This is a genomic window from Ligilactobacillus animalis KCTC 3501 = DSM 20602, from assembly GCF_001434535.1.
GTDB lineage: Bacteria > Bacillota > Bacilli > Lactobacillales > Lactobacillaceae > Ligilactobacillus > Ligilactobacillus animalis.
The window spans coordinates 247,082-261,036 of record NZ_AYYW01000057.1; the positions used below are offsets into that span (position 1 = coordinate 247,082).

Here is a 13,955-nt window from a genome sequence, read left to right on the forward strand (position 1 = left end):
AAAAAACCTCTGAAGAAACTAGGTTTCAGACAGAGGTTTGATTAATCATCTACAATATTTAAACGAACACGCAAAGGTCCGTCAATACGAATGCTATAAACGATAGTCCGGATCGCTTGAGCTACCCGACCATGTTTTCCAATCACACGCCCGACATCTTCAGGCGCTACAGATAAGTTAAAATTCAGAAAATGTGCATCCTGGGCAGTTGTAATCGCAATCGCCTCAGGTTCAGACACCAATGGTTTGACAATCGATAAGATCAATTGTTTCACATCTGCTTCTGTCATTTACCTAACCTTATTTCTTGGAGTACTTAGCTTCGTGGAATTTCTTCATAACGCCTTCTTTTGAAAGGATGTTACGAACTGTATCTGATGGTTGAGCACCGTTATTCAACCAGCCCATGATAGCTTCTTCTTTAAGTGTAACTTGTTCTGGTTGTGTCAATGGGTTGTATGTACCCACTGTTTCGATGAAACGGCCATCACGTGGAGAACGTGAATCTGCTACAACGATACGATAGAATGGGCGCTTCTTAGAACCCATACGCTTTAAACGAATTTTTACTGACATGCATTACACCTCCTAATATCTTATCAACGATAAATAATATACCAGTAATTTGGTCTGCTGTAAAGGGAAAATTCTTGACAGTTATAAAAAATTTTTCTAATTTAATGAAAAACCTTGATTTACCGCCTATTTGCGCCGCTTACGCAAACGTTGTAATTTACGTTTTTTATTTTTACGTACCATGCGATTCATGGACATCTTAGCTAATTTACCACTGATACCATCACCTAAGAGACCTTCCATCCCACTGAAATTCCCCTTAGACATCTTTTGCATCATATCACGCATTTGTTTAAATTGCTTGATCATTCGGTTCACTTCTTGGATCGGACGTCCTGAACCAGCTGCGATCCGGCGTCTGCGACTTGGATTCAAAAGATCTGGATCTTCCCGTTCTTGTGGTGTCATTGAGTAAACGATCGCCTTGGTATGCTCCATATCTTTAGGATCGACCTTAATATTTTTTAGGGCTGGATTATTGGCCATCCCTGGGATCATCTTCATGATATCTTCGATCGGTCCCATATTTTGAACTTGTTCTAATTGATCTAAAAAGTCATTGAAATCAAAGCTGTTTTCCCGCATTTTATCGGCGAGTTCTTCGGCTTTTTTCTCATCAAAGTCCTTTTGAGCTTTTTCGATCAATGTGAGCATATCACCCATCCCTAAGATACGTGATGCCATTCGATCAGGGTAAAAGACGTCTAAGGCCGTCATTTTTTCACCTTGCCCGATAAATTTGATCGGTTTACCTGTCACCGCACGGATCGAAAGCGCAGCCCCACCACGAGTATCGCCATCTAATTTCGTTAAGACGACCCCCGTTACATCCAATTGATCGTTAAAACCTTGGGCGACTTCCACGGCATTTTGCCCGGTCATCGCATCAACTGTCAGCAAGATCTCATTTGGTTGGGCCAATTCTTTGATATTGACTAACTCATCCATCAATCGTTCATCGATCTGTAAACGACCAGCCGTATCGATGATCACATAGTCATTTTTCTTTTCCTTGGCTAGTTCCATCCCTTGCTTAACGATCTGAACGGGATCGACATCGGTTCCCATTTCAAAGACTGGGACATCTAATTCACGCCCAATCGTCTTCAATTGGTCGACCGCAGCTGGGCGATAAACGTCAGCCGCGATCATCAATGGACGTGCATTTTGTTCGTCTTTTAGGCGCTTAGCCATTTTCCCTGCTGTTGTTGTTTTACCGGCACCTTGTAGCCCGACCATCATAATGACTGTCGGGATCTTAGGTGACTTATTCAATGGTGTGGCTTCTTCCCCCATCACCTTGACTAATTCTTCATTAACGATCTTGACGATCTGTTGTGCTGGCGTCAAGCTTTCTAGCACCTCAGCACCTACAGCTCGAGTACGCACGGTCTTCACAAAGTCTTTGACTACTTTAAAGTTAACGTCAGATTCCAACAAGGCTAAACGGATCTCGCGCATTACCTCTTTGACGTCGGATTCGCTGACCTTACCCTTACGCCGTAATTTTCCGATCGCATTTTGGAGACGTTCTGTTAATCCTTCAAATGCCATTTAGTGCACCAACTTTCATTTTTCTTCTAAAATTTCTAATTTTTCGACCAATGCTAATAATTTCTCATCGGTCGGATATTTTTCAGTCACATAAGCTAAAAGTTCATCCGTTTTTTCGCTTTGTTGTAAAAAATCACGATACAGATGCAGTTTCTGCTCATATTCTTCTAAAATTTTTTCGGTCCGCTTGATGTTATCATAGACTGCTTGCCGTGAAACTTCATAGTTTTCGGCGATCTCACCTAACGAAAAATCGTCCCGGTAATATAAAGCAATGTAATTCATCTGCTTTTTAGTCAGCAAAGGCTCATAGAATTCAAACAAAGCATTTATCCGATTGGTTTTTTCAATTGCCATTTTCTTACCTTAATCTTTCTTAGGTGTAACTAGGCCTTTGAATAAGCCATAGACAAATTCTTCAGGTGAAAAGTCGCGGAGATCGTCCATTTTTTCGCCTAGACCAACTAATTTCACTGGTAAATGAAGTTCATTTCTGATCGCTAACACGATCCCCCCACGTGCAGTCCCATCTAACTTAGTCAAGACGATCCCGGTAACGTCGGTAACTTCTTTAAATTGTTTAGCTTGCGTCAAGGCATTTTGACCTGTTGTAGCATCTAAAGCCAATAATACTTCTTGCGGTGCTTCGGGCAATTCACGCGTAATGACACGCTTGATCTTATCCAACTCGTTCATCAAGTTGACTTTATTTTGCAAACGTCCAGCTGTATCGACCAATAAGATATCATAGTTTTCTTTTTTAGCCTTGATCACAGCATCGTAAACAACAGCTGCTGGATCGCTTTTTTCTGGCTTAGTAACTACATCGACTCCAACACGTCGGCCCCATTCAGCTAGCTGCTCGATCGCACCTGCTCGGAAAGTATCACCCGCGGCTAACAACACTTTTTTACCAGCTTGTTGGTAACGGTGAGCTAATTTACCGATCGTTGTCGTTTTACCTACACCATTGACCCCAACAAATAAGAACACGGTCGGTTCATCTGGGTCCTTAGCAAAATGTAAACTATTGTCTTCATCAACGCCTTCACTTTCATAGATGTCGACTAAACGCTCGATGATCGCATCAGAGACATCGGAGCGACTTTTAGCATTACGCAATTTTACTTCATCTTGCAATTCATCACTGATTTTCATCGCCGTCTCAAAGCCAACGTCAGCTTCGATCAAAGTTTCTTCGAGTTCTTCAAAGAAATCCTCATCTACTCGTCTAAAATTAGCCAATAAAGCATTTAATTTAGCACCAAATCCCTTACGCGACTTAGCCAAACCTTTGTCATAACGCACGGTTTCAGAAGGTGTCGTCTCTGTTTCAGGTTCCTTAGGTGCCACTTTAGTTTCTTCTAACTCAGCACTTTGTTGTTCTAATGACTCTTCTTCGACTTCTTCTTCATTTTCTGATATTACTTCAATTTCTTTTGTGACTTCTACTTCTTCTGGTGTTTCGACCACTTCTTCAGTCACTTCAGTTTCCTTATCGACTGGTTCAGTCGCTTTTGCTTCATCAGTTTTTGTTTCTGTTACTTCAGACTGATCTTCTTCTGGTGTAACAGTTGTCGTTTCATCAGTCGCAGTTTCCTCAGGTTCTGAGCTTTCTTCTTCTGAGGTCGAAACAATTTCGTCTTCTTTTTTTGGCTCTTCTTCAGGTTCACCCGAAAAGGCTCGTCTTAATCGATCAAAAAGGCCCATGCCCATCCCTCATTTCTTATTTTGTTTTATTTTATCAAATTCATTTGCATTTTCCAAAACACTATGCTAATTCATCCAACGATACCGAGACCATCTTTGAGACCCCAGATTCTTGCATCGTGACCCCATATAAGACATCGGCGTTCATCATCGTCCCTTTACGGTGGGTGATCACGATAAATTGCGTCTGGGCATTGAACCGTTGGAGATAGCGTGAATAACGGATAACATTAGCATCATCCAAAGCAGCTTCAGCCTCATCCAAAACTACAAAAGGTACTGGGCGGACCTTTAAGATCGCAAACAATAATACGATCGCAGTCAAAGCCCGTTCCCCACCTGAAAGTAGATTTAAATGCTGGAATTTCTTACCTGGTGGCTGAGCCATGATCTCGACACCAGTGGTCAAGAGATCGGCTGGATCAGTCAAACTAAGTAGCGCCTTTCCTCCTTCAAAGACCTGCGGAAAGATCTCAGAAAAGGCAGCTGCAACTTCATCAAAAGCTTGTTTAAAACGACTTTTGGCTTCAGTATCCATTTCATCCATACTTTGGACTAATTGCGCTTTTGCCTCTAACAGATCGGCTTGTTGTTGCGTCAAGAATTCATAACGCGTATTGATCCGTTCAAATTCACTGATCGCCCCTAAATTGACTTCACCTAGCTCTTCGATCCCTAATTTCAAAAGATGGACTTTATTTTTGACAAATTCTAGATCTGTTGCTTGGTTTTCTTGTTTAGCCATTTCATAACTCAAGCCATAGTTTTGAGCTAATTCATCTAGATCACGTGCTAGATCTGCTTTGCAACTCCCCAGTTGTGCCTTGATCTCGCTCTTTTCATCCAGGCTAGCCTGACGCAATTCATTTGCCCGTTTCAATTCTTGTTGGGCATTTTTAAGGCGTACCGCTAGATCTTGACGTTTTTGTTTTTGATCTGCGATCGCTTGCTCAAGCTCTTCATAACGCTGTTCGACATCTTGGCGTTTAGCTTCGATATCGGTGTCGCGCACCTGATTTTGTTTTTGATTTTCTTTGATCTCAGTGATCTTAGCTTGTACTTTAGTGATCCGGGCATGTGTTTGGTCTAATTGCACTTGGCTTTCTTTGACTTGAACTTGTAGCAACTGCGCTCTTTCTTTGGCGATCGCTTCTTTTTGCTTGAGTTCATTTAAAGACTCTTGCTGTTTTGCTTGTGTCGCACTGGTATCTTTTTGTAAAGCGACTCGCAATTTGATCTCATTTTGCTTGGCTTCGATATCTTTTGCCAACGTTGCCTGTTGCTCGACCAAAGCTTGACGTTTACTTTCATACTGACTTTGATCAGCCTCACTCATGCTAGCTATTACTTCTAACTGTTCAACTTGCTTAGCTTGATGTTCGACTTCAAGCTCACAGCGTTCCAAAGCCTTGAGTGCTTGTTGTTGTTCTTCTAATGCCTGTTGTTCACTTGGCTTCATTTCTTCTAGCTCTTGGACTAGTTGTTCAACTTTTTCTTTAGTCTGGCCACCTTCAAATTCGATCTGCGATAGTTTTTGTTCCATCACAGTAATATCAGCTGCCAGTTTTTCAACTTGTTGCTGTTGTTCTAACAGACCAGTTCGTTGCTTTCTATCTTGTCCCCCAGTCATCGAGCCGCCAGCATTGATAACTTCACCCGCTAAAGTTACGATCTTGACACTATAATTGAGCTTTACAGCAAGCTTAGTAGCTGCATCTAGGTCTTGGGCGATCACGATCGCTCCTAATAAATGTTCGACAACAGGTTTATCCAAAGGATCGTACTGGACCAGATCTTTGGCCAGCCCGACAACACCTGCTTGTTGCTTGACCGTCTGTAAGTGACCTTGGGCTAAAAAGCGTGGTTTGACAGTCGTACGGGGCAAGAATGTCGCCCGCCCAGCTTTTTGCTTCGTCAGATAATTGATTGCCGCTTTTGCACTTTTATCATCGGTCACGATCACATTTTGTAATTGTGCACCTAATGCCACATCGATTGCTTTAGCTACTTTAGCTGGGACCTTAAGCCGTTGAGCTACCGAACCTACTACACCAGTCAGATCTGCTTGTAAGATCGCTTTGACCCCGTGATAATAGCCGGCATAATTAGCTGCAATATTTTGCAGTGATTCATGCTGCGCACGCGCCTTTTGCAAGATCTCACTTGCCTTGAGCCAGCGTCTTTGTTGGTCTTCGCGCAAACGCTGAGCGGTCGTTTGTTGTGTTTGAAGTTCGTTCACTGTTGCTTGAAGTTTAGCATGAGCCGCTTTAGCTTCAGCCGCTTGTTTACTTGCCTTTGCCTGTTTTTCTTTGAGCGTGGCCAACTGTTCTTTAGCACTTGTGATCCGCTTTTTGTCAGCTTGCTTTTGATCTGAATTGCGTTTGTTTTCCTGTTCTAAATAGGCTAATTCATTTTTAGCCGAAACTTGTGCCTGCATCAGATCGATCAGGTCTTGCCGTAGCTTTTCGATCTGATCAGCCAAAGTCTCAGGATCATCGACTAATGCCGCCTGGATATCCTGGATCTGCTTAGTATACTTATCTTGTAAGGAAGCTGCTTTGGCTTGCTGTGTTGTCAGATCATCAACTTGTGCTTGTAATTGCGCAACCAAACTTTCATCGCGCTTGATATTTTCATTGAACTCAGCGAGGCGTTCTTTAAAGAGATCATCATCATGCTTTGAGATATCTTGACGTCCGATCAGCTTCTCACGTTGTCCCGTCAAAAGGTTGAATTCTCTTTGATCTTCATCTAATTTTGCTTCTAATTTTGCTTGCTTATCGGCTAATTGTTGCGATTTTTGCTCTTGGAGCTCAGCGTACTTCGTGTGAGTCGCTAGCAATTTTTCGATCTCAGAAAGTTTTGTTTCGATCTGTGCTTTAGTTTTGGCACGTTGCTCGATCTCTAAGACTAGCCGACTTTTTTCATAATGATCAAACTCTTCTTTTTGAGCCACATAGTCCTTAGCAATACTTGCTTGTTCTTTTAGTGGTTCTCTTTGTTGCCGTAATTCAGTAATAATATCTGCTACCCGATCTAGGTGATCTGTAGTTTCAGCTAGCTCTTGTTGCGCTTTTTGCTTTTCTTTTTTGTACTTGACCACACCGGCGACTTCTTCGATCAAGACACGCCGATCTTGGGGTTTACTGTTAAAGATCGCTTCAACTTTCCCCTGTGAGATGATCGAAAATGATTCCCGACCCAGGCCAGTATCCATGAACAATTCTACAATGTCACGCAAACGGACTTTAGCATTATTGATCAAAAAATCACTGTCACCATTTCGGTAGATCTTACGCGAGATCACAACTTGATCGGCATTTAGATCTAAAAAATGGTCTGAGTTATCAAATTCTAATTCAACTTCGGCATGATTTAGCGGAGCCCTTGTTTGAGAACCAGCAAAAATAACATCTGGCATTTTTCCCCCGCGTAAGCTCTTAGCGGATTGCTCCCCTAAAGCCCAACGTAAAGCTTCGATGATGTTACTTTTACCACTCCCATTGGGCCCAACGATCCCAGTCATACCATCTTGAAATTCGATCTTGGTCTTGTCAGCAAAGGATTTAAATCCGTTTAGAGTCAACGACTTTAACTTCATGCTGAATTTCTTCCCTTCAAATAAACTAATTTTTTTGGAGTGCTTTTAATGCTTGGAAAGCCGCTTGTTGTTCGGCAGCTTTCTTTGACATTCCTTTTCCTTCACCGATCTTTTGTCCATCAGCATAAACCGCCATGGTGTATTCTTTTTCATTATCCGGACCATTTTCAGCAACTTTTACATAAGTGATCTTGCAATCCCCATGTTGTTGCAATAATTCTTGAAGTTCAGTTTTATGATCTAAATAGTGATCAAACCAGCCCAGATCAAGCTTAGGAAAGACGACCCGACTGATAAAGCTGACTACGACGCCTTTACCTTGATCAAGGTATAATGCCCCGATAAAAGCTTCAAAAATATCGCAAAGTAACGACGCCCGATTACGTGCATTGGCTTTTTCTTCACCTTTGCCTAAGCGGATATATTCATCAAAATGGCATTCCTTAGCAAATTTGCTGAAACTGTCTTCACAGACCATCGCCGCACGCAAGCGTGAGAGTTTTCCTTCTGGTAAAGTAGGATAGCGTTTAAACAGGTATTCTGAGACGCAAAGTTGCATCACAGCGTCGCCTAGAAATTCGATCCGTTCATAATATTTTAGTTTTTCACGTGGATGTTCGTTTACATAAGAAGCATGGGTAAAAGCTTCGTCAAGTAAAGCTGTATTTTTAAAATCAATGCCAAAATCATCCTTTAGCATTTGTGTTAGTCCAATTATCAAAATGATTCTCCTCACTTTATTAATGCATTATCCATTATAGCAAAAAAGACCAGCTTTGTTACAGCTGGTCTAAGATAATTCTATCCTTGATGTGAAGCGATATAATCTACAGCATCTTTAACTGTCACGATTTGTTCGGCATCTTCGTCAGAAATTTCAGCACCAAAAGTATCTTCTAATTCCAAAACAAATTCTACCAGATCGATCGAATCGGCATCAAGATCAGTCTTAAAGTTTGTTTGTTCTGTCACCTTATCAGTGGAGACATCGAAGTGATCCTCAATAATTGTTGTGATCTTTGTAAGAATTTCGTTTTCTGTCATGGATATCAACCTCACCTATCCTAGTTTTTCGCAAACAAGTATATCATATTACTCAGCGTCTTTGCTATCTAAAGCTTCTTTCGCTTGTTGGGCTTGCCAGTATTTTGTAAAATTAGGCACCATTTCTTCATTGATCATGGTCCTGATCTGTTTTAATGTGTAATACACCGTCAGATCATCACTTGACCCGTGCGCTTTAACGACCGGTGCTTTGACCCCAAGTAAGACCGCACCACCATATTGAGCTTGGTCCATGCGACCCTTAATGCTCTTTAGATCGTCTTTTAGTAATAGTGCACCTAATTTGCCTTTAGCACCAGCATTAGCGATCGTGTCTTTCAACAAACTCATTACAGCTAGAGCCGTCCCTTCGATCGCTTTTAAGACTGCATTACCTGTAAAGCCATCCGCAACGACTACATCACAGACACCTTTCATCAGATCTTTAGACTCAACATTTCCGATAAAATTCAAATTTTCATCAGCTGCTAAAAGTTGGTAAGCTTCTTGTGTCACTTTACTTCCCTTATGCGGTTCAGTCCCATTGTTCAATAGTCCGATCCGTGGTTCTTTGATCCCGCGAACGTTGCTAGCGTAATACGTACCTAAAAGGGCATATTGATAAAGGTGCTCTGGTTTACTATCGGCATTAGCCCCACTATCAAGTAAGTTGAATGCTCCATCCTGTCCTGAAACAACAGGTAAAGTCGATAGTAAGCCCGGACGCGTGATCCCCTTGATCCGTCCGACCAGTAAAAGTCCCGCTGTCAAAAGAGCCCCTGTGTTCCCACAAGAAAACAGCGCATCGGCTTCTTTAGCCTTGACTGCATTAGCTGCCTCGACCAAAGACGAATCTTTCTTACGCCGGATCGCCCGGACCGGTTCATCATTCATCCCGATCACTTCAGTTGTGTTAACGATCGTGATCCGCGTTTGATCAGTTATATATTTCTCGATCGCGGTCTTATCACCATACAAAACAAGTTCTAGGTCGCTGAACTCATCACGTGCTTTGAGCGCACCCTTAACAACACTTTCGGGTGCATTGTCGCCCCCCATTGCATCGATCGCAATTTTCATTTCATACATCCTCTCTTTAGTCAAAACTGGTAAAATAAGTAAGCTCTTGATTCAAATAGCGCATCAAGCCGGTATTTTCCTGACGATAACAGAATTTTTCGTCGGCTAAAAGTTTAGCCACTTCTAATTGTGCTACTTGTAAAATATTGAAATCACTCACTGGATTACCGATCTTAAAATCCGGTAGCCCCGATTGTTTCTTACCTAAAACATCCCCTGGGCCGCGTAATTCTAGATCTTTTTGGGCGATCACAAAGCCATCTGTCGTTTCGACCATTGTTTTCATTCTTTCGATCCCATACTCACTCTTAGGATCAGCTATTAACAAACAATATGATTGTTTATTGCCCCGTCCGACACGACCACGCAATTGATGCAACTGCGCTAAACCAAAGCGGTCAGCATCTAAGATCACCATGACTGTTGCATTAGGGACATCGACCCCAACTTCGATCACTGTAGTCGAGACTAAAACGTCTAGCTCACCTGCTTTAAAGCGATCCATTACTTCATCTTTTTGTTCGGACGTCAGCTGACCATGTAACAATCCTAACTCATAGCGTCCTGCATAGTGAGCCTTTAACTTTTCATAGATCTCTGTAGCATTTTGAAGATCTAGCATTTCTGACTCAGCGATCAATGGTGAGATCACATAAGCTTGTGAACCATTTTGCAACTGTTGTTCCATAAAGTCAAGTGCTTGCGTAAATTGCTTTTGGCGTAACCAGTTTGTTTTAATGGTTTGCCGGCCCTTAGGTAGTTCATCAATTATCGAAACATCCATCTCACCATAAGTCGTGATCGCTAATGTCCGTGGGATCGGAGTCGCGGTCATCGCTAAGGCATCAGGAGAATCTCCCTTTTGGCGTAGAGCTTGACGCTGACCAACACCAAAGCGATGCTGTTCATCAGTAACGACTAAGCCTAGCTTTTTAAAATTGACATTGTCCTGGATCACTGCATGTGTCCCGACTAATAGGTTTATCTCCCCACTGGCTAAATTATCCAGTAAAGTCTGCTTAGCCTTTTGATTGCGAGTCACACTACTGGTCAATAAGGCTACGTTGACCTCTGGTATACCTTCAAACAATTGGGCTAACTTTTGGGCATGTTGTTGCGCTAAGATCTCAGTCGGTGCCATCAAGACCGTTTGATACCCCGCTGTAACAGCAGCATACATGGCTAAAGCCGCCACGACCGTTTTTCCTGAACCCACATCCCCCTGTAAGAGACGATTCATGTGTTCCGGCCGGTGTAGATCCCGACAGATCTCGTTAACGACCCGTTTTTGGGCCGCTGTCAGTTCAAACGGTAACTGTTTGATGAATTGACGCAATTTATCGTTGTCGTATTTGATAACGATCCCGTTTTCCTTACGGTGTTTTTGCTTAAGCAGTTGGATCCGCAATTGGAATTTAAAAAACTCTTCAAAGATCGCTGAACGCCGGGCTGCTTTTCCTTGAGCCAAAGTCACTGGAAAATGCATATCATGGATCATCTGCGCACGTGTCTCTAAGCGAAATTTTTGGCGCAAACTATCGGGGACGATATCAAATATCAGATCATGGTAGTCAGCATAGGCTAGTGAAACAAGATCTTTGATCGTTTTAGCCGTGATCTCCTTTGAAGCCCGGTAAACACCAGCTAGATCTTCATCTTTAGCCTGATACATCACTTTCATCCCAGTCAAACTCTGGCGGCGTTGATCATATTTACCATAGATCGCGACCTCTTGCCCCGTACTCAATTGTTTAGCTAAATAACCTTGATTAAAAAAGGTCACTTTAACTAGATCATTTTCGACCAATAAGCCAAAATTCAACCGCATTTTAGCCCGGCCAAAATTAGAAACGACTGGTGGTGCAGCGATGACACCCTTTAAGACGACTTTTTCGCCATCAGCTACGTCGCTTAGTTGTTTGACCGTCAGATCCTCATAGCGAAATGGGTAATAGGTCAACAGGTCTTCGATCGTATTTATCCCTAATTTGTTCAACGCCTGTAATTTTTTAGGACCCACGCCTTTCAACACTGCAGGTGAGTCCGTCAAGGCTCGTGCCATAAATAATCCCCCTCAAACAAATAAATTCTAACTTCTATGCTCGCTAGAAGTTAGAATTTATCGCGCATTATTCGACTGAGATCAAGTATGGATAAACTGGTTGGTCACCTTCATGGATCTCAATTTCGATCTCAGGATCTAATTCTTCAAGCTGAGCTGCAATTTCGTTTGCTTGTTCTTCTGAACCATCTTGACCATAGATGATCGTTACGATCTCACTATCTTCATCTAACATCACCTTAGCCATCTCGATCGCTGCTTGTTCACAAGTTGGTTGGGTGACTACGATCTTACCATCAACGATCCCCATATAATCATCTTTCTTGATCGGGCGACCCTCGATCGTTGTATCACGTACCGCGACCGTAACTTGCCCTGAAAGAACTGCATCCATTTCTTCAGTCATCGCTTCGGTATTTTCTTCGATCGAAGCTGCATCATTAAAGCCAAGCATTGCGCTCATACCTTGGGCGATCGTCTTACTCAAAACTACGGCAACTTGAGCATCAGCTACTTCAGCTGCTTGTTGAGCTGCTAAGAAGATATTCTTATTGTTTGGTAAGATGATCACTTTCTTAGCATTGGTCTGCTCGATCGCTTCAACGATATCTTTCGTACTTGGATTCATCGTTTGACCACCATTGATGATATGCGTTACGCCCAAGTTTTTGAAGATATTAGCGATCCCTTCACCTGAAGCGATCGCGATCACACCATATTCTTTTTGAACTTCTGGGGTAGCCGGAATATTAGGTGCTGGCATTTCATCATCTTTTTCCAAGATCGTTTCATGTTGCAAACGCATGTTATCGACTTTGACTTTGATCAAAGAACCAAATTCTTGACCATAGGATAATACCTTACCTGGATTCTCTGTGTGGACGTGAACTTTAACCACTTCATCGTCGGCAATAACGAGTAATGAATCCCCGATCTTAGATAGATGTTCCCGGAATTCATCGTAGTTAAATTCCTTGTCGACTAAGCGTCCTGCCCCTAAACGGACCATGATCTCAGTACAGTAACCAAATTCAATATCTTCAGTATGCAATTGACTTTGGGCACTCTTATGGTGTTCTGCATTGACCATTTCATCCATTTCGATCGGGCTTGGTGTATGAACTTCATCTTCTTGGCGTTCATTGCCAGCTAAAGCATTATAAAATCCTTGATAGACAAAAGTTAGTCCTTGACCACCAGAATCAACAACGCCAACTTCTTTTAAAACGGGTAAAAGATCTGGGGTCGTTTGTAACGCAGCCTCCGCAGCTTCATAAGTCGCTTTCATAACTTCAACGACATCAGCTGTTTGGGCAGCCGTTTTTTTAGCTGCTTCAGCTGCCTTCCGTGCTACCGTCAAGATCGTACCTTCTTGCGGTTTCATAACTGCTTTATAAGCTGTTTCGACCCCACCTTGAAGGGCTACAGCCAGATCAGCCGCACTCAAAGTTTCTTTTTGGGTAACACTTTTTGAAAAGCCACGGAAAACTTGGGATAAAATAACACCCGAGTTACCACGTGCCCCCATCAACAGACCTTTAGCTAAAGCATTAGCTAATTCCCCAACATTACTTGAAGTTGACTCGGCAACATATTTTTCACCGCTCGCAAAGGAAAGACTCATATTTGTCCCTGTATCCCCATCGGGCACCGGAAACACATTCAATGAATTGATAAATTCTGCATTATTAGTCAATCTTTTCGAACTGACCAGAATCATTTTACGAAATTCTGTTTCAGTAATATTCTCCACTTTCAAGTTACTAACTCCTCCTTGGTTATTTCGCGGTACTAATCGTTGATGACACGTACGCCTTGAACGATAACATTCACAGATTCAGCGGTAATGCCTAACATTGAATCTAAATTGTACTTAACTTTATCTTGTACATTGCGACAAACTTCTGAGATCTTTGTACCATAACCGACAATAATATATACATCCACAGCGATGCCTTCATCTTCTTGACGAATCACAACACCTTTAGAGTAATTGTCACGCTTTAAAATTTCATTCAAATTGTCTCGAATCTGGTTTTTGCTGGCCATACCAACGATCCCGAAAATTTCAGTTGCGGCTCCACCAACAACAGTTGCGATCACTTCATTGCTGATATCGATATTTCCAAATTGATTTTGAATTTTAACAGCCATTTTATACAGCCTCCTTAACTAATAAGACAATTCCCTTTTCCCAAAAAATGGAAAAGAAATATCAAATCGATGTTCAGTTTTTCACTGCTCGATCAATACTTGTCCTTTCATTATACCATGTTTATCGCAATTGCCCAAAAACAGTTGTTCATTTTATCTTTTTTACCCTTTAAA

12 protein-coding genes are annotated in these 13,955 nt (G+C 42.1%); all 12 read right to left on the reverse strand.

Annotation, left to right across the window (positions count from 1 at the left end; translation table 11 throughout):
• Positions 1-41: 41 nt before the first annotated feature.
• The 12 genes from FC30_RS09100 to FC30_RS09155 all read right to left on the reverse strand — a co-directional run bounded on the left by FC30_RS09100 (position 42) and on the right by FC30_RS09155 (position 13,781).
• Entirely contained in the window at positions 42-290 is a 249-nt protein-coding gene (locus FC30_RS09100) for a KH domain-containing protein (protein ID WP_004047420.1), read from the reverse strand.
• A gap of 10 nt (positions 291-300) precedes the next feature.
• A complete protein-coding gene (gene rpsP / locus FC30_RS09105; RefSeq protein WP_004047418.1) occupies positions 301-576 on the reverse strand; it encodes a 30S ribosomal protein S16 in 276 nt (91 codons plus the stop codon).
• Between the two features lie 126 nt (positions 577-702).
• Entirely contained in the window at positions 703-2,130 is a 1,428-nt protein-coding gene (ffh, locus tag FC30_RS09110) for a signal recognition particle protein (protein ID WP_010688898.1), read from the reverse strand.
• Positions 2,131-2,145: 15 nt separating this feature from the next.
• Positions 2,146-2,487: a putative DNA-binding protein gene (locus FC30_RS09115; RefSeq protein WP_010688897.1), complete on the reverse strand. Its 342-nt coding sequence runs from the start codon at positions 2,485-2,487 to the stop codon at positions 2,146-2,148.
• Between the two features lie 9 nt (positions 2,488-2,496).
• Positions 2,497-3,840 (reverse strand): signal recognition particle-docking protein FtsY, encoded by a 1,344-nt coding sequence (ftsY, locus tag FC30_RS09120; protein WP_010688896.1) that lies wholly within the window; start codon positions 3,838-3,840, stop codon positions 2,497-2,499.
• A 61-nt stretch (positions 3,841-3,901) separates the two neighbouring features.
• Entirely contained in the window at positions 3,902-7,441 is a 3,540-nt protein-coding gene (gene smc / locus FC30_RS09125; RefSeq protein WP_010688895.1) for a chromosome segregation protein SMC, read from the reverse strand.
• 25 nt (positions 7,442-7,466) lie between these two features.
• Entirely contained in the window at positions 7,467-8,162 is a 696-nt protein-coding gene (rnc, locus tag FC30_RS09130) for a ribonuclease III (protein ID WP_010688894.1), read from the reverse strand.
• Positions 8,163-8,242: 80 nt separating this feature from the next.
• Positions 8,243-8,485 carry an acyl carrier protein gene (acpP, locus tag FC30_RS09135; protein ID WP_010688893.1) on the reverse strand — a complete coding sequence of 81 codons (243 nt, stop codon included), beginning with the start codon at positions 8,483-8,485 and terminating at the stop codon, positions 8,243-8,245.
• Positions 8,486-8,533: 48 nt separating this feature from the next.
• Positions 8,534-9,565, reverse strand: a complete 1,032-nt coding sequence (gene plsX / locus FC30_RS09140; protein ID WP_010688892.1) for a phosphate acyltransferase PlsX — start codon at positions 9,563-9,565, stop codon at positions 8,534-8,536.
• A gap of 16 nt (positions 9,566-9,581) precedes the next feature.
• Positions 9,582-11,627: an ATP-dependent DNA helicase RecG gene (gene recG, locus FC30_RS09145; protein WP_010688891.1), complete on the reverse strand. Its 2,046-nt coding sequence runs from the start codon at positions 11,625-11,627 to the stop codon at positions 9,582-9,584.
• 67 nt (positions 11,628-11,694) lie between these two features.
• The gene (locus FC30_RS09150) at positions 11,695-13,386 is read right to left on the reverse strand and encodes a DAK2 domain-containing protein (RefSeq protein WP_010688890.1); all 1,692 of its coding nucleotides are present in this window, start codon (positions 13,384-13,386) and stop codon (positions 11,695-11,697) included.
• Positions 13,387-13,418: 32 nt separating this feature from the next.
• Entirely contained in the window at positions 13,419-13,781 is a 363-nt protein-coding gene (locus FC30_RS09155; protein ID WP_004047399.1) for an Asp23/Gls24 family envelope stress response protein, read from the reverse strand.
• Positions 13,782-13,955 lie beyond the last annotated feature (174 nt).

Excerpts from the sequence above, each read along its gene's own strand:
- FC30_RS09155 (WP_004047399.1), bottom strand. The coding sequence starts at position 13,781 with ATGGCTGTTAAAATTCAAAATCAATTTGGAAATATCGATATCAGCAAT.
- ffh (WP_010688898.1), bottom strand. The coding sequence starts at position 2,130 with ATGGCATTTGAAGGATTAACAGAACGTCTCCAAAATGCGATCGGAAAA.
- rpsP (WP_004047418.1), bottom strand. The coding sequence starts at position 576 with ATGTCAGTAAAAATTCGTTTAAAGCGTATGGGTTCTAAGAAGCGCCCA.
- acpP (WP_010688893.1), bottom strand. The coding sequence starts at position 8,485 with ATGACAGAAAACGAAATTCTTACAAAGATCACAACAATTATTGAGGAT.
- recG (WP_010688891.1), bottom strand. The coding sequence starts at position 11,627 with ATGGCACGAGCCTTGACGGACTCACCTGCAGTGTTGAAAGGCGTGGGT.
- plsX (WP_010688892.1), bottom strand. The coding sequence starts at position 9,565 with ATGAAAATTGCGATCGATGCAATGGGGGGCGACAATGCACCCGAAAGT.
- FC30_RS09115 (WP_010688897.1), bottom strand. The coding sequence starts at position 2,487 with ATGGCAATTGAAAAAACCAATCGGATAAATGCTTTGTTTGAATTCTAT.
- FC30_RS09100 (WP_004047420.1), bottom strand. The coding sequence starts at position 290 with ATGACAGAAGCAGATGTGAAACAATTGATCTTATCGATTGTCAAACCA.
- ftsY (WP_010688896.1), bottom strand. The coding sequence starts at position 3,840 with ATGGGCCTTTTTGATCGATTAAGACGAGCCTTTTCGGGTGAACCTGAA.
- smc (WP_010688895.1), bottom strand. The coding sequence starts at position 7,441 with ATGAAGTTAAAGTCGTTGACTCTAAACGGATTTAAATCCTTTGCTGAC.